We start from the raw sequence: 26164 nt of genomic DNA on the forward strand, positions 1-26164 counted from the left end.
CCTCAGCCCTCCTGCCCCTGGGCACGCCCAGGATTGAAGTCGATGCCGGTGATGTAGCGCGAGCCGGCATGCGCCTTGATATGCACAACGATGTCGATGGTCATCATCAACAGCCGCTTGATCACGTTGAACTCCAGGCCCGAACCTTCGGCTGAAGCCTTCACCATAAGCGCCAGCTGGTCCCAGGTCTGCTCCGGGCTGCCGGCATGGCAGCTGGTGATCGAGCCCGGGTGGCCGGACGCGCAGTTGCGGATGAAGTAGAACGCTTCGTCACCGCGCAGCTCGGCCAGGATGATGCGCTCGGGCTTCATGCGCAGGCAGGCTTCCATGCAGCTCTTGGCCGTCACATTGCTGGTGCTCTGCCCGCCCTTGGAATACAACAGGTGCACCACGTTGGGCTGGGTCAGGAACAGCTCGCGTGCGTCCTCGATGGTGACCAGGCGCTCGTTGTCCGGGATATGGTTGACCAGCGCCTTCATGAAGGTGGTCTTGCCACTGCCGGTCGCACCGGATACCACGATGTTCTTGCGGTACATCACCGCACGTCGGAAGAACTCGGCGTACTCGCGCGAATGACGCAGCTCCAGCAGCTCGCGATCCTGCTCGCTGATGCTGCCATCGCTTTCCAGGATCTGATTGAAGAAGCCGTCTTCGTGATACTGCGTGAGCGACTTGGTGTGCTTGGACGGCAGACGGATGGTGATCGACACTTTCCCCGCGTCACAGGCCGGCGGAATCACGAACTGCGCACGCTGGCCGGTGGGGAACGTGAGCGACACCACCGGATCGGCATCGGTGATGCGCTGGCCGGTGTTGCTCTCGTTCACCACTGCCGTACAGAACTGCCGGGCCCGCTCGAACGTCAGGCTCGGCACGTCTACCCGCTGCCACCCCGCCCGGGTTTCCAGGTACAGCTCACCGGGACGGTTGATGCAGATTTCCGTCACTTCCGGAGAGGTCATGTACTCGGCGATGCCCAGCACTTCGTACTGATAGCGCAGGAAATCGCTGGAGACGAGGGCGAGGGGTGACACTTCGGCGTCCATGATCGTTCGTTGGGTTACCGGCGGGGGTGCAGCACGTTGGTGAAGTCGACGTCCTTGGCGACGTAGACGTTCACGATCGTGCCCTGGTTGATGGTGACGGTTGGCGGACGACGGTTGCTGCTGAGTGCCTCGTTGGCCAGGCGCTCCATCGTGCGTGCGGTAGCACTCTCGTAGGGCGACTGCACCGTCATGCCATTGTTGGCGATGGTCGTGGTCTCCGGACCGTGCTCGGCGGCCGCATACTTGAAGGCATCGGAAATCAGGCTGATCATCAGCGCCGATGCGATACGGCTACCCCAGTGCGCGCTGTACTGGCCCGGATGACCGGCGCCACCCAGCTGATCCACGCCCGGGCTGGACATCGCAACGTCGATGCCATTCGGTGTGGTGATGCGATCCCAGATCACTTCCACGCGCTTGCCCATCGGACCGCCGCCGTAGGCGCCATAGATCTTGGAACCCTTCGGCAGCAGCAGGTTGCGACCGTTGATCGAGTACACCGGCTCGGTCAGCAGGCACGAGGTGTAGCCGGCGAGGTCGGTGATGATGCGGGTTTCCAGCACGCAACGCAGGTAGGTGCCACGCACCAGCAGCGCATCGGGGCTTTGGATGTAGGTGGCGCTGGAGACATCCTCGACGTCCGGGCCGCGGCGAACCTTTGCGGGAGCGGTGTTGCCGTTCTGCGCCTGCAGCGTGGCGAGCATGGCCTGTTCGTAGGATGAAGGAGGACCCCCAGCCTGACCCTGCCCTTCACCCATGCCACCCACGCCACCGCCAGACCCGGCAATGCGGCGATCAAGCAGCGAGGGGCCACGCTCGATCTCGCGCTCCTGACGCGTGCCCATCATCGCTGGCGAAATGGCATTGCTCTCCTGCGGCGGCAGCGGTGGCAGCATCGGAATCGGGTCAGCGGGCTGCATCGCCTGCGACGGAACCGGATCCGTCTGCACGGCGTCCGGCAGCGTCGGCGTAGACACGCGCGCAACTTCCGGCACCTTCTGCACGGCATTCTTGTCATCCTGCCCCTTCCGGAACAGCAGGAAGCCCATGGCCACCAGCAGCAGCACGATACCGCCGAGGAACAGCAGCGCCTTGCGGTTCAACCGCTGCTCTTCGGCAGAGCGCAGCTGCGGTGCGGCCGCATCCAGATCCGGCGCAGGCTCGGCCTGGGTCGTGCCGAAGTAGGGATTCGACGGCGCGTCCGCGGCACCCTGTGCGCCGTACGGGCTCTGGCTTTCGTCGCGTCCGTTGTTCGGGTCGTTTCCGGGAGTGTTCTGCTGGCTCATTTCTTCACGTTCCTTCGCAGGCCGACGACGAAGTCGCCGTGGCGGATGACCAGGTACGGGTGCGTCCCGTGCACGATCAGCGTATTGCCTTCAACCGTGGTGTTGACCACGAAGTCTTCACCGTATTCCGTTTCACGACCGAACACCGCCGGGAAGATGCCGGTCTTGTACTCCGGCGAATTCGGCAGTTTCAGGTAGGTGAAACGACCATCGTCGTAGGCGTTGACCGGGATCAGCCACCCCATCTTCTTCGCCTTGCTGGTCGAATAGGAGTAGTTGAAGTTGTACTGCCGGTCCTTGGCCAGTTCCGAGCTCAACAACGGCTTGGCCTCTTCTTCGACCGCTTCCTGGGCGACACCGAACACGGTGTCGTTGGGATAGACGAAGGCGATCTTGTACTGCACGCCTGCACGGCGTGCCTGCTCCAGCTGGCGCCAGTCGGTGGCCACCACCTTCAGTTCGAAGATGTAGGAATGGGTCTCGGTGCGCACCATCATGTTGGTGTCGACGTCGACGTTCTTCGGCTTGAGGTAGAACACGTTCTCGCGACGGGTCAGTTCCCAGCCGCTGCTGAAGCCGGTGCTGTAGTCGAGGATCTTCTCGTTCGGGCTCAACTCGATCTGGGTGGTCAGGCCCAGGCCGGTGCGAACCGGATAGATGCGGTCCTTCTCGTACTCGTAGTGGTCAACCGCCTGCGCCATCGCCGCTGCTGAGAACAGCAACGACAACATCGACAGCAGCGCCAGCGCGCTTCCCCTGATATTTCGACTACTCATCGGTTGCTTGCTCCATCAGCAGTTCCGGTGGAATTGTTCTGCGCCGGCCTCATGGCCGGCTGTCCGGGCATGGCCTGCCCCGGCATTGCTTGCCCCTGCACCGGCTGACCCGGCATCGGTTGGCCCTGTACAGGCTGTCCCGGCATTGCCTGACCCGGTACCTGGCCGTTGGCTGGCACCGCGACCGGCTGGCCGGTGGCCGGGTCGATCATGGTGGCCGCGGCCGGATTGTTGGGATCGTAGACACCCTGCGCCTGCTGCGCGGCCTGCGCGGCCTGCTGCGCCTGTGCCTGCATGGCGCCGTCATCCGGCACCGGCACGCCACGCGAGTAGTCGTTGTCGACGCGGTACTCGGTGACCTGGAACGCCAGCGGATTGAGGATGCGATCCTGCTCGGACAACGCCAGGTTCTGGTTGTACTCGAAGCGCATCGTCACCAGCTGGTTGTCCAGGTAGGTAGAGACGCCGGTGCGCTTGTCCAGCAGGCTGCGCTGGATGCGCACCGAAGCGCCGCGGAAGCTGCCGTTCGGTTCTGCGCCCAGCGGCGTGATGCTGAGGATCTTGACCCGGATCGCGCGTTCGCGGCCATACATCACGAACGGGTTCTGCGGATTGTTGCCGGCATAGCGGACACGCATGGACTGCGCCACCGGATCGGTGGACATCACGAACACCAGTTCCCAGTCACGCAGCCCCATCACCGCCGAGTCGTACGATTCGCGCGCGAGCACGTACTGGGCGACGTTGCTGCGATTGATCGCTTCGTTGGTGGTGATCGTCTCGCCCTGGAAGGTGCCACTCAGGCGCGCGACGGTCGCGGTACCCGTGTAGGCATCGGCCATCACCAGGAACGGCACCTTCTCCTTCAGCGGCAGCATGTAGTAGTAGCCGCCCGCCAAGGCGAGCGACATCAACAACGAGCCCGTGGCGACCCACCACGCGCGCCGCTCGCTGCGGCGCGCCATGTCGGCCACGGTGATCTCGTAGCTGACCGCCTTGGCGACCGACTGCTCGACCTTGGGACTATTGCCGGGATCCTTCTTGCGGAACATGGATTCTTCCGTACTGCTGAAACATCAATGGGCGTGGCACCCCTGCGACAGGCGCGGGGAGCGGCACGTTCGATGATTTCGAGGTGGACTCAGGTGCCGCTGTTGGAATCAGCGCCCTGCGCCGACGCGGTCGGCGTCGAGCCAGCGCTCTGCACAACGATCTGGTTGCCAACGATGGAGACGGAGATGCCCTGCGCCGCATAGGCTGCGGTCAGATCGATCACGGCCTGCTGTGCGTTGGTGGTGTCGATGTTCGAGACCGCGCCATACAGGGTGAAATCCGAGCTGAGGCGGTAGTCCAGCGTGCGCCCGGAATCCTTGGCCCAACGCTCGAGCATGGCTTTGAGCGTGCCATCCATCGGCGAGGCCTGGTAGACGTAGCTGGAGTACAGCGGAATTTCGGTCGTCGTCGCAGCAAAGCGGTTGACCGGCTTCCAGCGGCCTCCGAAATCCGGAGCGGACTTGGTGGCGCAACCGGCCACCATCAGCGCCGCCACTGCGGCGATGGACATTTTCGCGATAAACGCCTGATTCATACGGGCTTCACTTTGACGTACGAAAAAGCAGTCCCGAGCATTGGTCCCCTGGTCGTCCGGCGCTGCATCGCGCACGCCGGAATCGGAGGGACACGCTGTGTGCAGCGCACCCACTCCGGCTCCCCTGCAGCCCAAAGGCTGCCAACCAGGTCGCGGGGCCATCGGCGCAGCCGACAACACATCCGCATACCTCACCAACGTCGAAACCATCCTTGTTTCCATGGCACAAACTCCTGGCCACCCTGCTGCTACATCTTCGACATCCAGCACACACTTCTGGACGACATGCACAGGGTCGCACAACCACGCGTCAATTCCATGTCAGACAAGTCTGAAAATCCATGAACAAATGCCAAATTCTTGACCGAAATCACGAATTCACATTCTTAACTTCGAATCAAATTCACAAATTAAGCGTCGTGAATTAGACGTTCAGCATCGGAACGTCCACCTTCGGCAGCAGCCTCGAAGTGAAGTAGCGGTCCTTGTAGTAGCGGATCTTGTCGCACTTCACCGGATGCGGTATGCCCTCATACAGGAACACCTCCATGTCCGGCCCCATCGCCTTCAGCTCCTGCGGCAGCATCAGCGCGCGCCGTTCCTCGGTGAAGTTGTGGGTCTTTTCGCGGGCATGGGTGACGTTCTTCTTGCGCACCGTGGTGTAGCCCAGCATGTCCGAATAGTCATTGGCATCCTGTTGCTCACGCGGCGCGTACAGGATCTGCAGGGCATGGTTGGTGATGATGGTGCGTGACACTTCCCGGCCATAGGTGGCGTCGAGCTGGGACATGCTCTGGATGATCGGCAGCAGGCGGATGTTGTAGCCAGCCATGTACGACACCGCCGAGGCGATGATCTCCACTTTGCCGATCGAGGTGAATTCGTCCATCAGCAGCAGGCACTGGTACTTCAGGTCCGGGTTGGACTTGGGCAGTTCCTTGGTGTTGAGGTTGATCAGCTGGCTGAAGAACAGGTTGATGATCAACCGGCTCTCGGCCAGCTTGTTCGGCTGGATGCCGATATAGATGGTCATCTTCTTCTTGCGGACATCGGTCAGCAGGAAGTCGTTGCAGCTGGTGGCCTTGTCCAGCACCGGATTGATCCAGGGATTGAGCGGTTCCTTGAAGGTGCCCAGGATCGAGGCGAAGGTCTCATCGGCCTGCGACAGCATGTTGGCGAACGCCGAACGGGCGTTGGCGCTGAGGAACGGCCGCTCCGACAGGGTCTTGAGGTACTTCTTCAGGTCGGTGCCGTCGCCGGAGGACAGACGGTACACCGCACCGAGCGTGGGGGTGCCGGCGCCGCCCGGGAAACCGCTGCTGCGCTCGTCGTCCCAGTTCTCGAACAGGTACAGGGTGAAGGCCATGAACGCGTTGCGCGCCTGGCTGACCCAGAATTTCTGGTCCTCGGCCCCGTCCGGATACAGCATCGCGGCGATGCTCATCAGGTCCGAGACGCGGAAGGCCGGATCATCGGAGACGTAGCTGAGTGGGTTCCAGCGGTGCGTGCGCCGGTCCTCGGCGAAGGGATTGAACAGGTAGATTTCCTGGCCCTGGCTGGCGCGCCAGCCACTGGTCAGGTCGAAGTTCTCCTGCTTGATGTCCAGCACCACCAGCGATTCGCCGTACTCCAGCAGGTTCGGGATGACCACGCCCACGCCCTTGCCCGAGCGGGTCGGCGCGGCCAGGATCACGAACTGCTGGCCATCCAGGCGCACCAGCTTGCCGCCATGGCTGCCGACCACGATGCTCTGGCCGGTCTTCTTGAACATGCCGTGCTTGGCCAGGTCGGCGCCGGTGGCGAAGCGCGCGTCGCCGTGCAGCGAGCGCTTGTCCTTCTTCAGCAGCAGCACCAGGCCGGCCACCAGCAGCACCAGCAGGGGCAGGCCGAAGCCCACGTAGCCAGCCCATTTGATCTTGCCCACGAAGGGCGCGACCTGCGGTTGGCCGATGGCGTGGACGTACTGGTAGTAGGTGTTCCAGGTGAACAGCTGGGTGTCCAGCCCCAGGAACAGCAGGGTCAGATAGCCGGAAAACACGAAACCGAGCAGCAGGGTCGCCAGCGTGATGATGGCGATGAGCAGATACTTCTTACTGGGCAACACCCGAATCCTCCATGATGCGCACGCGGCGCGACGGCCTAGCGGTGGCGCCAGCGCGACGCCTTCTTCCGCAGGTGGTTCTCGTTTTCCAGCCCGGGCTCCTCGCCCTCTTCACGCACCAGTTGCAGCAAGCGTTGGCGCGCTTCGGCCAGTGATATCAGGTCGGTCAGACGATCCCCATCGTCGGCGACGACCGCATGGCCGACCACATCGCCGGGAGCGTACACCGGCTCGTAGGACACCGCTACCAGCTGATAGCGCCCACGGGTTTCCAGCACATGCCTGAATTCCTGCATCTCACTCCTCCTTGTCGGGGCAACACTGCGTCCCCTGCCTCGCCATCATGCCCGTGGCAGCGTCATGGGCGCATCCACAACCGCTGCGGCTCTTGCGCGAAACTGTGCGCGGATATCCAAGGAGACTGCAATGGACTGGGTAGCACTTGCCCGTACGCTGGCCACCGAGGCGCACGCGGGGCAGTTCGACAAGGCCGGCCAGCCTTATATCGGCCATGTGGCGCGGGTGGCGGCCGCCGTGCGCGGCGACGATGACGCCGAAGTGGTGGCCTGGCTGCATGACGTGGCCGAGGACTGCCCGGCGTTTGCCGCGCGGATCGAGGTATTTCCGGCGCCGCTGCGCGAGGCGGTGCAACTGCTCAACCGCGATGCGGCTCCTGACGCGGACAGCTACTACGCGCGCATTGCCGCCCACCCGCTTGCATTGAAAGTGAAGCGCGCCGATCTGGATGACAACGCCGATCCACAGCGGCTGGCGATGCTGGACGGGACCACGGCAGGGCGCCTTCGCGACAAATACGCTCATGCCCGGGCGGCGCTGGGCATCTGAGCCCGCCGCGAGGCGGCGCGGAGGGCCGGCGTGTCACCGATCAAACGCTGATTTACCCTGAGTGCTGCTGCTCCTGTTGCAGTGCAGCAGTACAATGGACGGCTCCCCCGCCCCATCGCGCCTCCGCATGAGCCCCAACTCTTCCCTGGCTGCGCGTCTGACGCCCCGCCAGCGCACCCTGATCATCCTCGCCCTGTCGCTGGGTGGATTTGCCATCGGCACCAGCGAATTCGCCAGCATGGGGCTGATGCTGGAGATCAGCCGCGGCCTGTCGATTTCCGAAACCCAGGTCGGGCACCTGATCAGCGCCTACGCCATCGGCGTGGTGGTCGGTGCCCCGATCCTCGCCTTCGTGGGTGCCAGCTTCCCGCGCCGCAAGCTGCTGTTGGCGCTGATGGGCTTCTACGCGATCGGCAACCTGGCCAGCGCGCTGGCACCGAATTACGGCACGATGCTGGTGGCACGCTTCGTCGCCGGCCTGCCGCATGGCGCCTACTTCGGCGTTGCGATGCTGGTGGCCGCTGCGATCAGCCCTGCCGGCCAGCGCGGCCAGGCGATGTCGCGGGTGCTGCTGGGCCTGTCGATCGCGATCCTGGTCGGCAATCCGTTGACCACCTGGCTGGGCCAGCAGTTGAGCTGGCGCACCGCCTTTGCCCTGGTCAGCGTGCTGGCCATTGCCACGGTGGCGATGATCGCGCGCTTCCTGCTGCCGGACCCGGACGAAGTGCGTACCTCGCCGATGCGCGAACTGCGCGCCTTCAACACTCCCCAGGTGTGGCTGGCGCTGGCGATCGGTGCGGTCGGCTTCGCCGGCATGTTCTGCGTGTTCACCTACCTCGCACCCACCCTCGTGCAGGTCACCGGCGTTGCCGAATCGTGGATGCCGCTGGCAGTAGGCGTGTTCGGCATCGGCGCGATCATCGGCAACATCGCCGGTGGCTGGCTGGTGGACAAGTTCCATTTCAAGGCCGCCGCCGTGGTGCTGCTGTGGTCGATCGTGATGCTGCTGCTGTATCCGCTGGCCGCACAGTCGGTGTGGACCATCGGCCCGATGATCATCACGGTCGGCACCATGGGTGCGCTGGCGGCGGTGCTGCAGACGCGCCTGATGGACGTGGCCGGCGAAGCGCAGACGCTGGCGGCGGCCTCCAATCACGCCGCCTTCAATACCGCCAACGCACTCGGCCCGTGGCTGGGCGGCATGGCGATCAGCGCCGGCTTCAGCCCGGCCAGTACCGGCTATGTCGGTGCAGCCACCGCGATCGGCGGCCTGCTGCTGTGGTGCGTGGCGGTGATGCTGGACAGGAAGCGCAAGACCGTCGCCGCCGGCAACCACTGAAGAACGGACGACCGCATCCACAGGTCAACCGTTCGACTGAGCCGGCTTCGTCGCGCTCCTGACGCGCGATGAACACATTTCGTGGATGTGCATTTGGGCACAGTGCAGCCGACGCCGTTTTCTAGGCCTGCACCGGACCCGCAATGCACCACCCTCGCGCCCCTGCCCGCCACGATGCCATCGCCTTGCAGGCCGGCATGCTGGGCAGCGTGTTGGGGGTGGCGTTGTCCAAGGCCATCGCCTTGTCCGCGTTGGCAGCCGATTCGATGATGGGGATCGGGCTGTGGGTGGTGGCCTGCGCACTGCTGGCTGCCTGGGCGCTCGCAGCCTATCTGGCCTGCCTGGCGCTGAGCCGTCGTGTGTTCGTGCTGATGGTGGCGCTGTGCATGGTGCTGATGATCTGCATCGCCTGACCCAGCAGGGGCCGGACTATCGCGCATTTGTTACAGAATAACAAGTGCAATGGGTCCGATTGTGCATGCCCGGCGTCACGGATTTGAATTCCATGACCATCCTGGCATTACCCGAGGCCACCCCATGAACCTGCAGCCTTCATTCCGCGCCACCCTCACTGCCATCGCTCTGGCGTCGCTCAGCGCCTGCGCCACCTACGACGACAGCGCCATGCATCCGACCTGCCAAGAGTCACCCCATCTGAAGGATCTGCCACGCGAGGTCGCTGCCCGCGAGAGCCGTTGCAACAAGGGTGTGGAAGTGTGGTCGAGCGAGCGCGGCGGCAGTGACAAGCCGCTGGACCTGAGCGGAAAGAAAAAGGATCTCTGAAATGGAGCGCTGCCGGTTGCCGCAGCTGGCTTGATCATGTCCATGCACCTGGCTGACTGGCCCATCACAACCGGCGCGCGACGATGAGGTCTCCCCACCCTGTCGAGATTCAGATGCCGGACACTGCCCACCCTGTCATTCGCGCGTTCGAGGCCGTGTTCGATCTGTCAGGGGGCGTGCAGCGCATCACCGCGCTCACGGTCACCTGCCGGCATTGCACATCGACCAGTTCGGCCAGTGAGGACAATCTGGTGCACTTGCCAGGTGGAGCATTGTTCCGCTGCGACGGGTGCGGCTGCCATCAGCCGGTCAGCCATGCCAGGCTGTCGGACTGGCAACCGGCGTCGTTGCTGGGTATCTGAGGACCGCGACGTGATAATGACTGCGGAACAGCGGAAAATACTCCAAGCGATCGCCGCTGCAGAACCGGTGCGCGGTGATGCCGCAACCTGGGCGGTGACCGCCGGATGGGCTGTACAGGCAGAGGACGGGGATATCGATCTCACCGAGGCTGGCCGGGATGCGCTCACCGCGCAGGCAGGTCGTGAGGGCTAGACCCGCCGCTCAGGCCAGCTCCGCCTCCCTTCGCGCTGCGCCGCGATAGCGGCAACCTGCGGAACAAGGGGTGCATCGCTGCCACGTCGGCGGCGAAGTGGCGAGGCCTTCATGTCGGCGGTGTGCAGAGCGTCATGACATGCGCTCGGCTATGCTGCGCCACCTTCCTGCGCCACCTTCCTGCGCCAATGGCGGCCATGCATCCTTTTCCCCTGCCAGTCTCTGCACCTGATCAGCTCGCCTACCGACTGCTGCAGGACAGTGACTGGGCCCGCTCGGCCACTGCCGCAAGCGCACCCGCCGAACTTCGCACGTTACTGGCGATGATCCTGGATTCGCCAGAACCCCTGTGGCTTGCCTGGGGCAAGGAAGACAAGGCGTTCTTCTTCAATGATGCGTACCTGCCCATGCTGGGGGAAAAACTGCACCGCGCGATGGGCAATCGCCTGGAGGATGTCTGGGAGGACGTATGGCCGGACGTGGTGCAGGCCGTCAACGATGCCTTCGCCGGCACCAGCCGCAGCTTCAAGAACCTCCCGTTGATGATGGATCGCGACGGCACGCTGCGTGAAACATTCTGGACGTTCTCCTATTCGCCGCTGCGCGTCGGCTGCGGCAGTGTGGCCGGCATCCTGTGCGTGGTCAGCGAACAGACCGAACGGGTGATCGAGCGCGACCTGCACAGCCGCCAGGTCGCGGCGATCACCGAGCAGGCGCGGGAGGCCCATCTGGAACTGGTGCGCGCCCGCGAGCAGCTGCGCCAGTCGCAGAAGCTGGAGGCGATCGGCCAGCTCACCGGCGGGGTGGCCCACGACTTCAACAACCTGCTGCAGGTCATCACCGGTTCGGTAGACATGCTCCTGCACACGTGGCCGGCAGACGACACCCGGCGCCGCTACATCCAGGCCATTGCAACAGCGTCGGACCGCGCCACCAAGCTGACCGCGCAACTGCTTGCATTCTCGCGTCGCCAGAGCCTGTCGCCGGAGGTCTTCGACCTCTGCGAAAGCGTGCACGCGCTCTCGGATATCATCACCACGGTACTTGGCGCGCGCATCCAGGTGTCGTTGACATTGCCCGATACACCGATGCCGGTACTGCTGGACCGGACCCAGCTGGACACCGCATTGATCAACATCGCGGTCAATGCCCGCGACGCGATCGAGGGACACGGCCGGGTGACCATCGAAGTGGAACGGGTAACCGCCGTGCCTTCGGTGCGCTTCGCCGCGCCGATGAAGGGCGACTTTGCCGCGATCAGTGTGACCGACACCGGAGCGGGCATCGACCCTGCCGGTGGTTGACCGCATTTTCGAGCCGTTCTTCACCACCAAGAGCGTGGGCGCTGGGACCGGACTCGGTCTCAGCCAGGTATTCGGCTTCGTCAAGCAGTCAGAAGGCGAGGTGGACGTGCAGAGCCAGGCCGGCGCCGGTACCCGCTTTACGCTGTATCTGCCACTGGCGCAGGCAGGAGAAACGGCGGAACGGCCGGCGGCGCAATCGGGGCTGCAGCATGGTCATGGCGTCTGCGTGCTGGTGGTGGAAGACAACGTCGACGTGGCCGAATTTGCGGTGGGCGCCCTGCGCGAACTCGACTACAGCGTGGTCCTTGCACGCAATGCGGACGAGGCCCTGGCCGAGCTGGAACGGGATGCCGCGCGCTTCCATGTGGTGTTCAGCGACGTGGTAATGCCAGGCATGAACGGCCTGGATCTGGCCCGTGCCATCCGCGCCCGCTTCCCGGAGCTTCCGGTGATCCTCACCAGCGGCTACAGCGAATTGCTGGCGCGGGATCCTGGCCATGGCTTCACCCTGCTGCGCAAGCCGTACTCATTGAAGCAGCTGGCCTCGGTGATGACCGAGACCGGGCACCGCGCCCAGGCCATGATGGCATCCCCCTAGCGCGCCGTTCACCACGGCAAACCGAACCAGCGTTCCAGCGAAGACTCCAGCCCCGACGTGTCGCCGCCAGCATCGCAGGCCCAGGCCACAATACCGTCAGGGCGGACCAGCAACGCACCCAGTCCCATCGCATCGCGCGCCGTGGATATCACGCAGGGAACCGAGCGTTGCCAGCGCGCAAAGACCGGGCCGAGTGAAACGCCGGTATCGAGCCCCAGCAGCACGCCCTTCCCTGCGCGCAGGAGCTCCCCCATGCGATCGCCATTGGCCAGCTGGACGTCAGGCACGCTTTGGCCAACCCACGGATGCTCGCCGTTGAACACCGGTGGTTGTGCCACGCCCCACAACCGCTCAGCGAGATAGGTGGCACCGTCGCGGGTCGCGGCCAGGTCGGCGAAGACCGCCGCCAGCGCGCGCTGCCCTGGGCCTGGTCGCATCAACGCCACCTGCGCACGCGACCAGTCGAGCACCCGCGCGCCGATCGGATGGCGCTCCGCCTGATAGCTGTCCAGCAGCGTCTCGGCGGCGTCGCCTCGCGCCACGGCGGCCAGCTTCCACCCCAGGTTCATCGCATCGCCGATGCCGAGATTCAGGCCCTGCCCTCCCAGCGGCGAATGCATGTGCGCCGCATCACCAGCCAACAGCACGCGGCCGCTGCGATAGGCCGTGGCCTGGCGCGCGGCATCGGTCCATGTGGTGGCCAGATGCAACGCGGTGATCGTTGCCTGGCGCCCGGACACCCGCCGCAGCAACGCCTGGGCGGCGTGCAGGTCCAGTGGCCCGCGGTGGCCTGCGCCACCGTCGAAATCGGCCAGCGCCAGCACGCCCGGCGGGTTGAAATTGCACATGCCGTATTCGGTGAACTGACGCCCCGGGGTGAGCACCGACGGATCGGCCAGTTCAACCTGCAGCGTGTACCCGGTGAACTCGGGCGCCGTCCCTGCGAACTCGAAGCCGGAGTGCTTGCGTACCGTGCTGCGGGCGCCATCGCAACCGACCAGCCATCGGCCCCGCATCAGCCCGCGACCGGTCTGCACCTGCATCTGTGCGTCGTGTGCCTGCACTGCCTGCACCGAACAGCCACGCTCGATCTGCACACCCAGCGACACTGCGCGCTCGGCCAGCACCGTCTCCAGCGACTGCAGCTCCACCGCCATCTGGGTGGGTACCGGGGTCGGCAGGCGATCACGCCAGCGCCCGCTTTTCACGTCATCCAGCGCGAACGGAATGCCGGCGAAGTGGCCTCCCAGCGGCCGCGGTTGTGCCAACCAATGGGCGGTGCCGGGCGGCGGTGCGCTCTTGTCCGGCTTCAGCACCTGGCGGGCTGCGACCGCGTCCAGCAGGCCGCGCCGATCCAGCGCTTCCAACGTGGGCGCGTTCAAGCCGCGCAGGCCAAATGGCAGGCGCTTCAGGGCTGAATCGGGCGACTCAGCCTGCTCCAGCAGCAGGACCGAACAGCCGGCCTGGGCCAGCTCGCAGGACAGGAACAAGCCGACCGGGCCGGCCCCGGCAATGACAACGTCGTACAGCATCAGGTTCCCCCCTGCGCCGGCCCGGCGCTGTGGTGCGCACAATGTTACACTCGGTGTACGTTTACACAAGCCAACCGCCATGACCCCGCCCCAAGGCCGTCGCGAGCAACGCAAGGCACAGACCCGACAGGCAATTTCCGATGTCGCCACCGCGCTGATCATCCGGCGTGGCTTCGAGGCGGTGTCGATGTCCGAGATCGCCAAGGCCGCCGGGGTCTCGCGCAAGACAGTCTTCAACTATTTCGCCAGCAAGGAGGACCTGGTATTCGACCGCGACGAGGAGGCGCGGGCGTTGCTGCGCGAGGGCATGGCGGCGCGCCGCGGCATGACGCCGCTGGCCGCCTTCCAGTCTCTGGTGAGGGAGCTGCTCGACAGCGGCCATCCCCTGTTGCGGATCAACTCCGGTGCAGCGGCCTTCTGGGCCACCGTGGCCGACAGTCCGGTGCTGGTCGCGCACGCGCGACGGCTGCAGGCACTGCTGGCCGACGACCTCACGCTGTTGATGGCAAGCGCGGTCGGGCGGCCAGCGGATGATGCCGAGGCACGCCTGGGTGCGGCGATGCTGCTGGCGTCGATGGTGGCGGCCTATCAGGGAGGCCTGGCCAGCCAGCAGGAGGGTGAGGATCCGCGCCAGGCGGTGCTGCAGCTGATCGTACGCGGCGGCACCGGCGTGCTGGTGGCCCTGGCCGGCACCCCGTATACCGACCCGGGCCCGCGTCCATAGTGCATCCGGGGGATAGGTCCCGAAGCACTGCAAATGCTAATCTTTCTCATTTGCAGCCCAGCCTCGTCCCTCATGCCCTTTCCAACCCCGCTCAAGCGCGCCCTCTGCCTGGCGCTGCCCCTTTCCCTGGCTACACCTGCACTGGCTTCCGAGGCCTTCGCTGACCCCCCGAAGGACCTGGACAAAGTGGAAGTCCGCGGCCGCGCGCAGACCCTGTATCGCACCAACGATGCGGCCGTCGGCACCCGCACCGATACCCCGCTGGAACTGGTACCGCAGTCGATCCAGGTCGTGCCGCGCGAGCTGATCGACGACCAGGCGGCGCGCCAGGTCACCGATCTGTACCGCAGCATCAGCGGCATCAGCTTCTTCAGCTATGCCGGCGTCACCCTCCGCGGGTTCCGCCAGGAGAACGTGCTCTACGACGGCCTGCGCGGTGATCCCTATGCAGGCTTCTCGGTGCCGCAACTGTTCAATATCGAACGCGTGGAAGTGCTGAAAGGTCCGGCCGGTGCGCTGTACGGCGGTGGTGATGCGGGCGGTGTCATCAACTATGTAACGCGCAAGCCCAAGGCGCGCGCCGAACGCCGCATCGAGCTGCAGGCAGGCGACAAGGACTTCCGCGCCGGATCGATCGAAGGCACGGGCCCCTTGAATGCCAGCGGCAGCATTCGCTATCGCGCCGGCCTGTATGCCGACAGCGAGCAGGGCGTGCGCTGGAATGCCGACAGCGAAAGCGTGATCGGCGATGCCTCGCTGGCCTTCGATGTCGGCCAGACCGGCGAACTGGTGCTGCAGTTCACCGACATCACCCAGAACCTGGGCGGCAACCGCCTGCGCGGCGTGCCGGTGAACGATGCCGGCAGCTTCCTGACCGACCGGCGATGGAACCACAACGAGGCCAGTGACTTCCTCGACATGCGCGCCAAGGTCGCACTGGCGCAGTATCGTTTCGCACCGCGCGACAACCTGGACGTGGACATTGCCGCGCGCTGGTTCAGCAACAACGAGCACCAGATGTACCACGAGCCGATGGGGCTGATTGATCGTGATCGCGACGGCGTGGCCGAGTGGATGACGCGCCAGCTGCGCAACCAGATCCGCGACAACGAGGCCTTCACCGCCAGCGGCAATGCCGTCTGGCGGATCAACACCGGCCGTATCGAACACAAGGTGCTGTTCGGTGCCGACGTGTATCAGCTCGACGCCGACTTCACCGCGCAGACCGCCAACAGCGCCGACCTGGCACGCGGCGCCGGCCCTGTGCGCGGCATCGACCTGTTCAACCCGGTCTATGGCGCGAGCACCTGGCACGACTACAACCTGGCCGCACTACCCTGGCGCAGCACCGCCACCCGCAGCAAACGCTACGGCGGCTATCTGCAGGATGAGCTTGCACTGGGCACGCGCTGGCATGTGCTGGCCGGACTGCGCTGGGATGGCTTCAAGGATGAGGACCGCATGGGTCGCAGCAGCGTCGATGGCAATGCGCTCAGCTGGCGTCTGGGCAGCACCTTTGCCGCCCGGGACGGCGTGAACCTGTACGCCAACGTCGCCAGTGGCTTCGTGCCGCAGAGTGCCGCCAACCAGAATCCGTCGGCCGGTGGGCCCTTCGACGCTGAGCGCAGCAGGCAATGGGAAATCGGCCTGAAATCCCTGCTGGCCGACCGTGTGACCCTGAACATGGCGGCCTACCGCATCGACCGCAGCAACATCGTGCAGGCCACCGGCGAGGTGATCGGCGGGGTAAACCAACTCGCTGCACTGGGCCTGGTACGCAGCACGGGCATGGAACTGGACCTGCTGGCCGACGTGACCGAGCGCTGGGTGGTGAACCTGACCTACGCCTACAACGACGCACGGGTGAAGGATGCCGGACCGAACGGCATCACCAATGCCTCCGGCGACCGCTTCGCCAATGCGCCACGCAACAAGCTCGGCGTGTGGACGCGCTACGACCTGCCGTCAATCAACTCGGCCATCGGCTTCGGCGCCGACCATGTGGGCGAGCGTGTCAGCCTGGATGGGCAGGCGGTCAAGGCATACACGGTATTCGACATGAGCTGGAAGACCACGTGGAAGCAGTGGCAGTTCCAGGCCAACGTCAAGAACCTGTTCGCCAAGGTGTACGCGGCCAGCGGCTTCATCGAGCGCAACGGGCATTTCCCGGGCGAGCCGCGGCGGGTGTATGTGCAGGCGGCTTACAGCTTCTGAGAAGGCCTTCCAGCAGAGCCGGGCGCCCGCTCGGCTCTGCTGCGTAACCTCAGCCCATCCGCATCGCAGGGTTGTCACGCGCGTGGACGTCGTTGTCCTGCTGGCGCTGCATGGCCGCCTGCTGTCGTTCCAGGCTGGCGGCCTCGATCTGCCGCAGCGAGTGTTCGACCGGCGTCTGCACTGCCGTGTCCGTAGGCATGACCGCTCGCAGATGCGCGGGATCGCTCATCTCGCCCTGCACCACGAACACGTTGCGGCCGGCCGGATGCTCGGCGGTCTGCGCGCTCAGCAGCACATGGTCGGCCCGTTCAAGCTGGTTGCGACGGGCCAATGCCATCACGCTCGCTACGAGGCGCTCGCTGTTCTCGTCGTGGGTACGCCCGGCGCCGGCATCGATCGCGGCCACGCCTTCGCGCACCTGTTGCATCAGTGCGTAGTCGCGGTGGCCCGGACCAATGTCGGCCAGGCGGGTCGGTGCCTGCGAGAAATCCGGCACGTCGTCCACGGCTGCGGTCAGCGGGCTGCGGGTGATGGTCCGGTACGGGTCGTCCGGGTGGAACTGGGTGCGTTTTTCCTGGCGCTCCAGACGAACCTCGCGCGCGTCGTTGAGCTCGGCGATGCGGGCCGGATCGGTGATCTCCCGCATCGACATGTGGCCGCCGCCCGCGCTGACACTGGCCCACTTCCTGTCCGCTGCGAAGTACATTGCGTAGTAGCTGTTGCCACCGATGACGTTCGGATCGACCGCCGAGCGCCCTTCCAATGCCTGAGTGGCTTCCAGCACGCTCAACCGGGTGAGGTACTGGCCGCCCTTCGCCCATCCCATCTGGCTGATGGCATCGACACTGGTATTGCCTACGCGCGGGCCGCCGGCGTAGTCGTTGTTGAGCATGTTGGTCCAGATCTGCTCCAGCTTCTCGGGGCCGCTCTTCTGTTCAGCCGCCTGCAGCAACACGCGCGGCGTCCAGCAGTTGGGATCGAGTTCATGCCGTTCAAATGCGCGGTCGTGAGCCAGCATCACGTCTTTGCCGGGAAGATTCAGTGCCAGGTCGGATCGCCCCTGCTCCATCCAAAACAGGCGTCGCTCCAGGTCCTGGCGCAGAAGCGTCTGCCCAAACATCTCCCATTGGCGCTCGCTCAGCTGCGCGTCGGGAAAGCCGGAGCCCTTGCCTTCCTAATGCCGGGCATACTCCTGTGCATAGCTGTTTGCAACGCGGCCAGGCAAGCTGTCGTTGCGAACCACGCCCAGCGCAAGCGTCCCATAGCCATCCGCGTCCGGCAGCTGCGACAGATAGTTCCAGTACAACTCGCGGTTTCCAGCCTTGGCATAGCTGGCCAGAATCTTGAGATTTTCTTGCGTCAATCCGCCCATCGCCTGCTCCTGAATGCACTCACTTCCGGACCCGGGAGCGCGCGAGAACATCCCGCACCGCATCTTCCATCCGCTTCCAGTCCGCCAGGAAGGCCCGCTTGTAGTTCAGCGAGATGGAAAGCTTGTTCTCCACATCCGAGAAATAGTGGAAGCACCCCGCGGCGGCTTGTCCCTGCTCACTGATGACCTGATCGCCCTGCAGTCGAACGCCGTCCCCCCGGAACGCCGTGTTTTCGCATTTGATGAATGTGGTCAGGTTGCCGTTGGGAGCGCGCGCGATGTACCAGTCATCTTCATAGGCAGGATTGCGGGTGGGCGGTTGTCCATAGCGTGCTTCGTACTCCTTCGAGAAAACCGCCATCCTCGTTTCATCGATGGCGTAAGGCGTCAGGCCCATGACATCGGGCTGCGCAATCCGCAGATCGAGCCGATCCCGAGGATCCTTTCGCTCCACCGACCCCTCCTCGGTGGATGCCTGGTTGGAGGACAAGCGCTCCAATGATGTTTCGATTGGCGCACGATCGATGTAGTCGATCGCCACAGCAATCTCCTTCCGGAAATCATTCGTACGCGGATTGGCCCGGGCGCCCGGCGCCGTCGGCTTCATGTCCGGCCACTCGATGACCAGCGTCACGCCCTCGCCTGGCCACGGTGCGATCTGGCTGTCCAGGTAGTTGGCCGGAATGCGGAAGGTATTCGGCCCGAGCTTCACGTCCACGGGCGCATCGGTATAGGTGTGGCCGTTGATCGTGCGGCCGGTCTGCGTTGCGCCGGACATGGCGGGATTCCTTTCGTGTTCGGTGGACGGTGACCGTGCACATGCGCTGGCGCTCACCGCGACGGCAAGTGCAAGCGTCAGGCAACGGCTCGGGGACATCACGTGCATGGGCATTCCATTGCAGGGTTCCAGCGCCACTATAAGGAGCCGGGCGTCAACCGAACAGGAACCGCATCGCAGCCCTTCATGGAACCAGGCAGCGCTCTACCTGCAGTGACAGCACTTGGCAGGCGTTGAACAGGCCCTCGACCACGGCGGCGGAGGGACAGCAGGCGGGATCGTCGCTCTCCCGCGCCACATGCGCAGCGTGCAGCACCGCGGTCAACGCCGTGATGCCCGAAATGCTGCGGGTCGCCAGGGCCATGTCGAAGGCGCGGCCGGGGCTCAGGCACATTTCACTCCAGGCCTCGCCATCAGCGCGCAGGTTCCTGCCGTGGCCTGCCAGATGTGCAAAGAATGCCGATGGCGTGACGAACTCGGCGGATTCGCGGAGCGCGTCCTCCAGCGTCTCGGCCAAGGCAGCGGGAAGATCGCGCACGGCGGCGCCCAGCAGCGCATGCAGGCGGGGATGGTCGGGAAGACGTTCGGGCATGACGGCAACCTCACGATGTGGCCACCTGCAGATGCAAGGTGGCGGACGGTGCGGGTTGGCGTGCCGGATACGTAGTACGAAAGCCGACGGGCCCTAAGACCCCCACGCACCATCCGCCATGAACTGACAGAAGGTGCATTGTCGTGATCGCAACATACGTTGCAACTACGACGCCTTGTACTACGTAAGTTCGGGACGCCAATCCCGGCCACGGCGAATGCCTTGGCGCGGACATGGTTACCGCCCTGAACCGGCGGTGGAAAGCAGGGAAATCCTGATCGATCACGTCGCTACGTTAGTTGCGTCAGTGGATGTCGAGTTGTCCATTGACTGGCGTTCTTCGCCAGCAGGCGACTACCATCGACGCGTACTTTCCGGACGCCCTATCCAGCCGTATACGACATGCGCGCTCGCGGTGCCAAAGACCCGCCGATGGCTGTAGGCATTCGCGAAACCCGCATGCGGCAAGCGCAACGCCGCGCAGCCTTCAGCTATCGCCTTGGGTGCTCTGATAGCCGCGGTAGGTCTCGCCCCACTCGCGCATCGCCAGCAGCACCGGCGCCAGCGTGCGGCCGAACTCGGACAGCTCGTATTCCACTTTCGGCGGCACTTCCGGATACACGTGGCGGATCACCACGCCATCGGCTTCCAGTTCACGCAACTGGCTGGTCAGCATGGACTGGGTGGCATTGGGCACCCGCCGCGTCAGTTCCATGAAACGCCGCTTGCCGGTCATCAGGTGAAAAAGAATGATCGGCTTCCACACGCCGCCGATCACCGACAGCGTGACTTCCACCGCGCAACCGCTTTTGCCGTCCCACCGTTTGCTACGCATGCATACTCCGGAAAACCATAGTACCTACGGAAAATCATCGTTCTTGTTGCAATAGTGGCACGAGCCTAGCATGGCCCCATTCCATCAATGTGAGGCCATCCATGACGTTCAAAGCCCTGCTGACCGGCAAGACGAACAACCAGCTTTCGACCGAGCTGGTCGATTTCGACGAGGCGGACCTGATGGACGGCGACGTCCTGGTGCAGGTCGAGTACTCCACGCTCAACTACAAGGATGCGCTTGCGCTCACCGGCAAGAGTCCGATCATCCGGACATTCCCGCTCATTCCCGGCATCGATCTGGCAGGCGTGGTGCTGGAATCCAGCAGGGCCGACTTCAAGCCAGGCGACCGCGTCGTGCTCAATGGCTGGGACCTGAGCATGGGCCACCACGGCGGCCTGGCACAGCGCGCCCGCGTACGCGGCGAATGGCTCAACCGGATTCCCGGCAACCTGAGCACCCGCGATGCCATGGCCATCGGCACCGCTGGCTATACCGCGATGCTGTGCGTGCTGGCCCTGGAACATGCCGGGGTGACGCCCGAGAAGGGCGATGTGCTGGTGACTGGCGCCAACGGTGGCGTCGGCTCGATTGCGGTGGCGATCCTGTCGAAGCTGGGCTATCGCGTGGTAGCCGCCACCGGACGCCCGGAGCATGCTGAGTATCTGCACAACCTGGGTGCGGCCGAGATCATCGATCGTGCGCAGCTTTCGGAGCCGCGCGAGCGGCCGGTGAGTGCCGAACGCTGGGCCGGCGTGGTGGATGTGGCCGGCGGCCCTACCCTGGTCAACGCCATCGCCGAGACGAAGTATCGCGGTGCCGTGGCCGCGTGCGGCCTGGCGCAGAGCGACGCTCTGCACGGCTCGGTATTGCCCTTCATCCTGCGCAACGTGACCCTGGCCGGCGTGGATTCGGTGAATGCCCCACAAGAGGTTCGCCAGCGCGCCTGGGATCGGCTTGCGACCGACCTGGACCCGCAAAAGCTGGAAAGCACCGTGCAGCAGATCGGCCTCGCCGAGGTGCTGGATGTCTATGAGCAGATCATCCCCGGCAAGGTGCGCGGCCGCATCGTCGTGGATGTGAACGCCTGAGGCCTGTCGCGCTGGCGAGGGTGCAATGCCATCGCTGGCTCACGCGCGCGACTGACCGGAAAACGCAGCGTGCCACGCCAAGCCGCCTTATCATGGGGCGGCAAGGGCGCTTTACGCCCGGTGACGTACGCAAGGCAGTATCTGGATGTCTATGGAATGGCGCCCCTCGGTCTGGGGCCAGCGTGTCACCCGCTCGCCGGACTGGCAGTTGCGGCTGGATGGCGAACAGCTCGCGCTTTTGATCGACGGCAGGCAATACCACCAGCATGTGGCGAACGAACACAGCGTGCGGGTCGTTCGCGGCGTGCTCTGGTCCCGGGTCGAACTGACGACCGAGCACGGTGAAGCACTGTCCGTGGATGGGCTGCCGAACAGCCAGGGCTCCCGGCTTGCCGCTGCCGTTCAGCACGTGCTTTTCGCGCGCTCCAGACGAGGGCGCAAGGCACTGTTTGAGCACGTTCTGGCGCAGATCCAGGCGTGGCTGGCCGAGGCAGATGCGCTTACCGACCGAGGCACCACCGGCCGCCGCTGGATCACGTACGAACAGCAGCAGGCGTTGCTGGCCGAACGCCCGTCCCTGCCCCTCCCGTCAGCCGAGCTGGAGCAGCTGTTCCTCGACGAGGAGGTGCATGACGACCTGCACTCGGACCGCCACCGCATGGCACTGGATGCACTGCACGACTGGCAGCTGGATTGGCCCGCCATGTGGGCGGACGCCAATGAGGCAATGGCGACCCGTGAACTGGGTCTGGCCAAGCCCTTCCTGGACCGGGTCGAGAGCAGGCCGCTGACCGCGGAGCAGGCCCGCGCCGTCATCTGCTTCGACAACCGGGTGCAGGTCGTGGCCGCGGCCGGCTCTGGCAAGACCTCCACGATGGTTGCCAAGGCCGCCTATGCCATCGATCGCGGCTTCGTGGAGCCCGAACGGATCGTGATGCTCGCCTTCAACAAGGACGCCGCCAAGGAGCTGGAAGAGCGCGCGCAGCGATGCTTCGACCGGCTCGGCATGGGCGACACCGTGGTGGAAGCCCGGACCTTCCACGCCCTGGGCCTGTCCCTCATCGCCAAGGCCACAGGGCGCAAGCCCGATATCCCGGAATGGGCGGTCGACGCAACGCTGGGCTTCAACAAGCTGGCCGAACTGGTGGACGACCTGAAGGACCGTTCGACCCACTTCCGCACCCAGTGGGACATGTTCCGCCTGGTGTTCGGACGCGATCTGCCGCCGTTGGGTGCCGACATGATGGCCGATGGTTACGACCGCGATGGCACACCCTACATACGTACACTGCAGGGTGAGCGGGTGAAGAGCCTGGAAGAGTGCGTCATCGCCGACTGGCTGTTCTACAACGGAGTGGCGTACGACTACGAGCGGCGCTACGAGTTCGATACCGCGACGGATACCCACCGCCAGTATCGTCCGGACTTCTACTATCCGGACGCCCGGCTGTATCACGAGCACTTTGCGCTGGATGCCGATGGCCATCCGCCGAAGCACTTTGCCAACTACAGCGAAGGGATGCACTGGAAGCGGCAGCAGCATGCGGCACGCGGCACCGCACTGGTCGAAACGACGTCGTTCGGCCTGCGCAGTGGACAGGCCCTGCAGCATCTTGCCGAGCGGCTGGGTGCGTCTGGTGTCGAACTCGACCCGCACCCGGACCGCGAGCTGCCTGACCAGGGCGCCAAGCCGATGCCGGATGCAGACCTGATTGGCCTGATGCGCACCTTCATTGCGCATGCCAAGAGCAACTGCCTGACGCTGGATGACATGGCGGCGCGCCTGCGGCAGATGCCCGAGGATCAGTTCAAGGAACGCTACCGGCGCTTCCTGGAGATCGCCGGGCCGGTTTTCCAGGCCTGGGACAACGCGCTGGCTGACGAGCGCAGCATCGACTTCGAGGACATGCTCAACATGGCCGCCGGGCTGCTGGAACAGGGCCACTATGAATCACCCTACGATCTGGTGATGGCCGACGAATTCCAGGATGCCTCGCGCGCCCGTGCGCGCCTCTGCCGTGCGCTGGTCAGCCAACCGGGCCGCTATCTGTTTGCGGTGGGCGATGACTGGCAATCGATCAATCGCTTCGCTGGCGCCGACGTTTCGGTGATGACCGGATTCCGTGAATGGATGGGGCATGGCCAGGTGCTGAAACTGGAGCAGACGTTCCGCTGCCCGCAGGCACTGTGCGACGTCTCCAGCCGCTTCATCAGCCGCAACCCCGCGCAGATGGCCAAGAAGGTCCGCTCTGCTGCGCCGGCAGTCGGCCCGGTGCTGCAGGCGTTCCAGATGAACCGGCGTGAGGAGGTGCAGGATGGCGTTCGCCAGTACCTTTCGAAGCTGCACCAGCAACTGTTGTCAGGCGCGGTGGCGCAGGGCCGCAATGGACGCGTGACGGTCTTTGTTCTGGGGCGGTATCGCGCGGATCGCGGTGCAGTGCCTTCGGATTGGAAGACGGCCTTTGGCAGCACGATGGACGTCGAGTTCCTGACCGCACATCGATCGAAGGGGCGCGAGGCGGACTACGTGATCCTGCCGGGCATGATCAACCGCAGCTTCCCGAACCTGCGCGCGGATGACCCGGTGCTTTCGCTGGCGATGCCGGACGGCGATACCTATCCGCTGAGCGAAGAACGGCGCCTGTTCTATGTCGCGCTGACGCGTGCGCGACGGTCGGTTGCGATGTTCACCCTGCAGGGCAGGCACTCGCCATTCCTGGATGAGCTGGTGAAGGACGGGGCCGTAGAAGTGACCGCGATTTCAGGCGCGGCCATCCACGAAGAGCGCTGCCCGGTGTGCAAGGTGGGCGTGTTCGTGGACCGCAATGGGCCGCATGGGGCGTTCCGGTCGTGCTCGAGTTACCCGTTGTGCCATAACAAGCCGAAGGGTGAGCGTCGTGGGTGAGCGTATTCTCTGCGCTTACCTGGCGATGTGCGCACTGCCCTCACCGTCACCGTGAGCTTCGCCCAGGCGGAGATCGACTACTCACTCCGGCTGCTAGACTTTGCCGACATTCAAATGGACGACCCCATGGAACGGTGGTATCTGGCAACACTGCTGGCGTTGCTCCTGCACCAGATTGATGCAGCGTTCTGGCACGAGTGGGCCCTGTTCGGCGTTCCCGGCGGCATCCAGGGGTTTCTGGCTTTCAACCTGATCGCTGTGGGCGCCCTGCTGCATGGCTATCGCCAGGTTGTGCTGGCCAAGCCCTCCGCGCGGGCGTATGCCAGCCTGTGCGGGACAGTTGGCGCCGGCACCGCCATGATTCATGTGGGCTTCGCCGCGGCCGGTCGTGACGAGTTCCTGCTTCCGCTCTCCATCGCAACGCTGGCGGCCTGCCTCGTGGCCGGCGTCGGGCTCCTCATGCAAGGCCGCCGTGCTACCCCGGCTCGCGTGCAGATCGATGGCGTGGACTGACGAGACGAAAAAGCCCCTGAATCCAGGGGCTCTTTGAATCAACTGGCGGAGAGAGTGGGATTCGAACCCACGGAAGGTTTGACCCTTCGCCGGTTTTCAAGACCGGTGCCTTAAACCGCTCGGCCATCTCTCCAATCGGGTCCCGGTCGCCCGGGCAGCGCCGTATTCTCGCACGTGACGGGCATTTGCCCAAGACCACCATGCCCCTGCCCTCCGCATCCGGCACGGTGGGGCCTTCGCCGTAGAACAGCAACGCCGGACATCGCCCGGCGCTGCCTTCAAGACCTCTCAGCCCGCATCCACCGCCAGCGCACCCAGCGCACTGGCCTTGATCCGCTCCTTGGCCTTTTCACAGGCGCCACCGCAATCCAGGCGCGAGGCCTCCAGCTGCGGCGGCAGGTGCTCGGCCAGGAAGTCGATGAACACGCGCACCGCCGGCAGCAGGCCGCGGCGCGAAGCGAACACGGCGTGGCACACGCCCTGCGGCAGCGACCAGTCCGGCAGCACCACTTCCAACTCGCCGTTGCGCACGGCGTCGGCGCACACGGTCTCCGGCAGCATGGTGATGCCGAAACCGTCCTTAACCATGCTCTGCAGCAGCGGGAAGTCGAAACCGGCCACGCGCGGCTGCAAGTCGACCCGGCGCACTTCGCCTTCCGGGCCATGCAGTTCCCAGCGCTGGCGTGCTTCGTCTTCGCTGATGCTGAGGGTGACGTGCTGGGTGAGCTCTTCCGGGTCCTTGGGGCGTCCGGCGCGGTCCAGGTACTTGGGGCTGGCCACCAGCAGTTCCTGCACCTGGCCGAAGCTGCGCATCACCAGGCTGCCGTCGTCATCCAGGCGCGAACGCACGCGCAGGGCGACGTCGTAGCCTTCATTGATGATATCCACGCGGCGGTTGCTGATGTTCAGCTGCAGCCGCACCTTCGGGTACTGCTCAAGGAACTTGGGCAGCAGCTTGGGCAGCTGCATCTGCGCCAGTGACACCGGCACGCTGGCGCGCACCACACCGCGCGGCTCCGCGCTGAGGCGGTCCACCACTTCGCGTGCGGCCTGGGCCTCGGCCAGCATCGTCTGCGCATGGCGGTGCACGCTGGTGCCGACATCGGTGACCGCGAAACGGCGCGTGGAGCGCTGCAGCAGGCGTACGCCCAGGTCGGTTTCCAGCTGGCTGATGCGGCGGCTCAGGCGCGACTTGGGAATACCCAGTGCGCGCTCGGCGGCGGCGAATCCGCCGTGGTCGACCACCATCGCGAAGTAATACAGGTCATTCAGGTCATGCATACCCGAGTTCCATATCTAGAACAATACGTGGCATTCAATCACCTTTATCCCGCCTTTGCAACAACCTATCGTTCTCTCCGTCGGCGGGGCCCCCCGCCCCTTCCT

22 protein-coding genes, 1 tRNA gene and 2 pseudogenes are annotated in these 26164 nt (G+C 64.8%); 11 read left to right on the forward strand and 14 right to left on the reverse strand.

Annotated elements, in window-relative coordinates:
- Nucleotides 1-2 precede the first annotated feature (2 nt).
- The 7 genes from virB11 to ACS0OT_RS12375 form a co-directional block, all read right to left on the reverse strand.
- Nucleotides 3-1046, reverse strand: coding sequence for a P-type DNA transfer ATPase VirB11 (gene virB11, locus ACS0OT_RS12345; RefSeq protein ID WP_021202793.1), 1044 nt, complete (start codon nucleotides 1044-1046; stop codon nucleotides 3-5).
- Nucleotides 1047-1060: 14 nt separating this feature from the next.
- Nucleotides 1061-2332, reverse strand: coding sequence for a TrbI/VirB10 family protein (locus ACS0OT_RS12350; RefSeq protein ID WP_053500185.1), 1272 nt, complete (start codon nucleotides 2330-2332; stop codon nucleotides 1061-1063).
- The gene (locus ACS0OT_RS12355; RefSeq protein ID WP_014037652.1) at nucleotides 2329-3108 is read right to left on the reverse strand and encodes a TrbG/VirB9 family P-type conjugative transfer protein; all 780 of its coding nucleotides are present in this window, start codon (nucleotides 3106-3108) and stop codon (nucleotides 2329-2331) included. The genes ACS0OT_RS12350 and ACS0OT_RS12355 overlap by 4 nt, the downstream gene beginning before the upstream one ends.
- Complete coding sequence (locus tag ACS0OT_RS12360) at nucleotides 3105-4160, reverse strand: virB8 family protein (protein ID WP_019660295.1); 1056 nt, start codon at nucleotides 4158-4160, stop codon at nucleotides 3105-3107. The genes ACS0OT_RS12355 and ACS0OT_RS12360 overlap by 4 nt, the downstream gene beginning before the upstream one ends.
- An 89-nt stretch (nucleotides 4161-4249) precedes the next feature.
- Nucleotides 4250-4696 (reverse strand): hypothetical protein, encoded by a 447-nt coding sequence (locus ACS0OT_RS12365; protein ID WP_032954281.1) that lies wholly within the window; start codon nucleotides 4694-4696, stop codon nucleotides 4250-4252.
- A 424-nt stretch (nucleotides 4697-5120) separates the two neighbouring features.
- On the reverse strand, nucleotides 5121-6800 hold the full coding sequence (locus ACS0OT_RS12370) for a type IV secretory system conjugative DNA transfer family protein (protein ID WP_061480696.1): 1680 nt from the start codon (nucleotides 6798-6800) through the stop codon (nucleotides 5121-5123).
- 35 nt (nucleotides 6801-6835) lie between these two features.
- Entirely contained in the window at nucleotides 6836-7093 is a 258-nt protein-coding gene (locus ACS0OT_RS12375) for a hypothetical protein (RefSeq protein ID WP_005417248.1), read from the reverse strand.
- A 130-nt stretch (nucleotides 7094-7223) separates the two neighbouring features.
- Here ACS0OT_RS12375 and ACS0OT_RS12380 point away from each other — a divergent pair, with 130 nt between their 5' ends.
- From ACS0OT_RS12380 to ACS0OT_RS12405, 6 genes and pseudogenes are all read left to right on the forward strand, one after another.
- Nucleotides 7224-7643 (forward strand): HD domain-containing protein, encoded by a 420-nt coding sequence (locus ACS0OT_RS12380; protein WP_005417250.1) that lies wholly within the window; start codon nucleotides 7224-7226, stop codon nucleotides 7641-7643.
- Nucleotides 7644-7770: 127 nt separating this feature from the next.
- Nucleotides 7771-8982: an MFS transporter gene (locus tag ACS0OT_RS12385; RefSeq protein WP_005417252.1), complete on the forward strand. Its 1212-nt coding sequence runs from the start codon at nucleotides 7771-7773 to the stop codon at nucleotides 8980-8982.
- Between the two features lie 143 nt (nucleotides 8983-9125).
- The gene (locus tag ACS0OT_RS12390) at nucleotides 9126-9395 is read left to right on the forward strand and encodes a hypothetical protein (RefSeq protein WP_005417254.1); all 270 of its coding nucleotides are present in this window, start codon (nucleotides 9126-9128) and stop codon (nucleotides 9393-9395) included.
- Between the two features lie 124 nt (nucleotides 9396-9519).
- Nucleotides 9520-9765 carry a hypothetical protein gene (locus ACS0OT_RS12395; RefSeq protein ID WP_005417256.1) on the forward strand — a complete coding sequence of 82 codons (246 nt, stop codon included), beginning with the start codon at nucleotides 9520-9522 and terminating at the stop codon, nucleotides 9763-9765.
- A gap of 113 nt (nucleotides 9766-9878) precedes the next feature.
- On the forward strand, nucleotides 9879-10127 hold the full coding sequence (locus tag ACS0OT_RS12400) for a hypothetical protein (RefSeq protein WP_005417258.1): 249 nt from the start codon (nucleotides 9879-9881) through the stop codon (nucleotides 10125-10127).
- A gap of 390 nt (nucleotides 10128-10517) precedes the next feature.
- A pseudogene (locus ACS0OT_RS12405) lies at nucleotides 10518-12222 on the forward strand (ATP-binding protein).
- Nucleotides 12223-12230: 8 nt separating this feature from the next.
- On the opposite strand, the gene ACS0OT_RS12410 reads toward ACS0OT_RS12405, so the two are convergent.
- Nucleotides 12231-13754, reverse strand: a complete 1524-nt coding sequence (locus ACS0OT_RS12410; protein WP_329888823.1) for an FAD-dependent monooxygenase — start codon at nucleotides 13752-13754, stop codon at nucleotides 12231-12233.
- A 79-nt stretch (nucleotides 13755-13833) separates the two neighbouring features.
- Here ACS0OT_RS12410 and ACS0OT_RS12415 point away from each other — a divergent pair, with 79 nt between their 5' ends.
- The gene (locus ACS0OT_RS12415; protein WP_065179539.1) at nucleotides 13834-14478 is read left to right on the forward strand and encodes a TetR/AcrR family transcriptional regulator; all 645 of its coding nucleotides are present in this window, start codon (nucleotides 13834-13836) and stop codon (nucleotides 14476-14478) included.
- Nucleotides 14479-14550: 72 nt separating this feature from the next.
- Nucleotides 14551-16692, forward strand: a complete 2142-nt coding sequence (locus ACS0OT_RS12420; protein ID WP_442255833.1) for a TonB-dependent siderophore receptor — start codon at nucleotides 14551-14553, stop codon at nucleotides 16690-16692.
- Between the two features lie 49 nt (nucleotides 16693-16741).
- Here the strand turns inward: ACS0OT_RS12420 and ACS0OT_RS12425 are convergent.
- The 4 genes and pseudogenes from ACS0OT_RS12425 to ACS0OT_RS12440 form a co-directional block, all read right to left on the reverse strand.
- Nucleotides 16742-18064, reverse strand: a pseudogene (locus tag ACS0OT_RS12425) (Smlt3024 family type IV secretion system effector).
- A gap of 19 nt (nucleotides 18065-18083) precedes the next feature.
- On the reverse strand, nucleotides 18084-18950 hold the full coding sequence (locus ACS0OT_RS12430) for a Smlt3025 familytype IV secretion system inhibitor (RefSeq protein ID WP_065179542.1): 867 nt from the start codon (nucleotides 18948-18950) through the stop codon (nucleotides 18084-18086).
- 76 nt (nucleotides 18951-19026) lie between these two features.
- The gene (locus ACS0OT_RS12435) at nucleotides 19027-19434 is read right to left on the reverse strand and encodes a hypothetical protein (protein ID WP_065179543.1); all 408 of its coding nucleotides are present in this window, start codon (nucleotides 19432-19434) and stop codon (nucleotides 19027-19029) included.
- 487 nt (nucleotides 19435-19921) lie between these two features.
- Nucleotides 19922-20269, reverse strand: coding sequence for a winged helix-turn-helix transcriptional regulator (locus tag ACS0OT_RS12440; RefSeq protein ID WP_049471387.1), 348 nt, complete (start codon nucleotides 20267-20269; stop codon nucleotides 19922-19924).
- 101 nt (nucleotides 20270-20370) lie between these two features.
- On the opposite strand from ACS0OT_RS12440, the gene acuI reads away from it, so the two are divergent.
- The 3 genes from acuI to ACS0OT_RS12455 all read left to right on the forward strand — a co-directional run bounded on the left by acuI (nucleotide 20371) and on the right by ACS0OT_RS12455 (nucleotide 24778).
- On the forward strand, nucleotides 20371-21360 hold the full coding sequence (gene acuI, locus ACS0OT_RS12445) for an acrylyl-CoA reductase (NADPH) (RefSeq protein WP_065186163.1): 990 nt from the start codon (nucleotides 20371-20373) through the stop codon (nucleotides 21358-21360).
- 151 nt (nucleotides 21361-21511) lie between these two features.
- Nucleotides 21512-24265 carry a UvrD-helicase domain-containing protein gene (locus ACS0OT_RS12450; RefSeq protein ID WP_065186164.1) on the forward strand — a complete coding sequence of 918 codons (2754 nt, stop codon included), beginning with the start codon at nucleotides 21512-21514 and terminating at the stop codon, nucleotides 24263-24265.
- 27 nt (nucleotides 24266-24292) lie between these two features.
- Nucleotides 24293-24778, forward strand: a complete 486-nt coding sequence (locus ACS0OT_RS12455) for a DUF6713 family protein (protein ID WP_239499498.1) — start codon at nucleotides 24293-24295, stop codon at nucleotides 24776-24778.
- 43 nt (nucleotides 24779-24821) lie between these two features.
- Here ACS0OT_RS12455 and ACS0OT_RS12460 read toward each other — a convergent pair.
- Nucleotides 24822-24911 (reverse strand) — tRNA-Ser (locus ACS0OT_RS12460).
- A gap of 155 nt (nucleotides 24912-25066) precedes the next feature.
- Nucleotides 25067-26059: a LysR family transcriptional regulator gene (locus tag ACS0OT_RS12465; protein ID WP_005410175.1), complete on the reverse strand. Its 993-nt coding sequence runs from the start codon at nucleotides 26057-26059 to the stop codon at nucleotides 25067-25069.
- Nucleotides 26060-26164 lie beyond the last annotated feature (105 nt).

The sequence above is a fragment of the Stenotrophomonas maltophilia group sp. RY12688 genome, assembly GCF_052149045.1.
GTDB lineage: Bacteria > Pseudomonadota > Gammaproteobacteria > Xanthomonadales > Xanthomonadaceae > Stenotrophomonas > Stenotrophomonas sepilia.

What these genes read in the sequence shown, in the direction of transcription:
- virB11 (WP_021202793.1), bottom strand. Translation starts at nt 1,046, where the DNA reads ATGGACGCCGAAGTGTCACCCCTCGCCCTCGTCTCCAGCGATTTCCTG.
- ACS0OT_RS12350 (WP_053500185.1), bottom strand. Translation starts at nt 2,332, where the DNA reads ATGAGCCAGCAGAACACTCCCGGAAACGACCCGAACAACGGACGCGAC.
- ACS0OT_RS12355 (WP_014037652.1), bottom strand. Translation starts at nt 3,108, where the DNA reads ATGAGTAGTCGAAATATCAGGGGAAGCGCGCTGGCGCTGCTGTCGATG.
- ACS0OT_RS12360 (WP_019660295.1), bottom strand. Translation starts at nt 4,160, where the DNA reads ATGTTCCGCAAGAAGGATCCCGGCAATAGTCCCAAGGTCGAGCAGTCG.
- ACS0OT_RS12365 (WP_032954281.1), bottom strand. Translation starts at nt 4,696, where the DNA reads ATGAATCAGGCGTTTATCGCGAAAATGTCCATCGCCGCAGTGGCGGCG.
- ACS0OT_RS12375 (WP_005417248.1), bottom strand. Translation starts at nt 7,093, where the DNA reads ATGCAGGAATTCAGGCATGTGCTGGAAACCCGTGGGCGCTATCAGCTG.
- ACS0OT_RS12380 (WP_005417250.1), top strand. Translation starts at nt 7,224, where the DNA reads ATGGACTGGGTAGCACTTGCCCGTACGCTGGCCACCGAGGCGCACGCG.
- ACS0OT_RS12385 (WP_005417252.1), top strand. Translation starts at nt 7,771, where the DNA reads ATGAGCCCCAACTCTTCCCTGGCTGCGCGTCTGACGCCCCGCCAGCGC.
- ACS0OT_RS12390 (WP_005417254.1), top strand. Translation starts at nt 9,126, where the DNA reads ATGCACCACCCTCGCGCCCCTGCCCGCCACGATGCCATCGCCTTGCAG.
- ACS0OT_RS12395 (WP_005417256.1), top strand. Translation starts at nt 9,520, where the DNA reads ATGAACCTGCAGCCTTCATTCCGCGCCACCCTCACTGCCATCGCTCTG.
- ACS0OT_RS12400 (WP_005417258.1), top strand. Translation starts at nt 9,879, where the DNA reads ATGCCGGACACTGCCCACCCTGTCATTCGCGCGTTCGAGGCCGTGTTC.
- ACS0OT_RS12410 (WP_329888823.1), bottom strand. Translation starts at nt 13,754, where the DNA reads ATGCTGTACGACGTTGTCATTGCCGGGGCCGGCCCGGTCGGCTTGTTC.
- ACS0OT_RS12415 (WP_065179539.1), top strand. Translation starts at nt 13,834, where the DNA reads ATGACCCCGCCCCAAGGCCGTCGCGAGCAACGCAAGGCACAGACCCGA.
- ACS0OT_RS12420 (WP_442255833.1), top strand. Translation starts at nt 14,551, where the DNA reads ATGCCCTTTCCAACCCCGCTCAAGCGCGCCCTCTGCCTGGCGCTGCCC.
- ACS0OT_RS12430 (WP_065179542.1), bottom strand. Translation starts at nt 18,950, where the DNA reads ATGCACGTGATGTCCCCGAGCCGTTGCCTGACGCTTGCACTTGCCGTC.
- ACS0OT_RS12435 (WP_065179543.1), bottom strand. Translation starts at nt 19,434, where the DNA reads ATGCCCGAACGTCTTCCCGACCATCCCCGCCTGCATGCGCTGCTGGGC.
- ACS0OT_RS12440 (WP_049471387.1), bottom strand. Translation starts at nt 20,269, where the DNA reads ATGCGTAGCAAACGGTGGGACGGCAAAAGCGGTTGCGCGGTGGAAGTC.
- acuI (WP_065186163.1), top strand. Translation starts at nt 20,371, where the DNA reads ATGACGTTCAAAGCCCTGCTGACCGGCAAGACGAACAACCAGCTTTCG.
- ACS0OT_RS12450 (WP_065186164.1), top strand. Translation starts at nt 21,512, where the DNA reads ATGGAATGGCGCCCCTCGGTCTGGGGCCAGCGTGTCACCCGCTCGCCG.
- ACS0OT_RS12465 (WP_005410175.1), bottom strand. Translation starts at nt 26,059, where the DNA reads ATGCATGACCTGAATGACCTGTATTACTTCGCGATGGTGGTCGACCAC.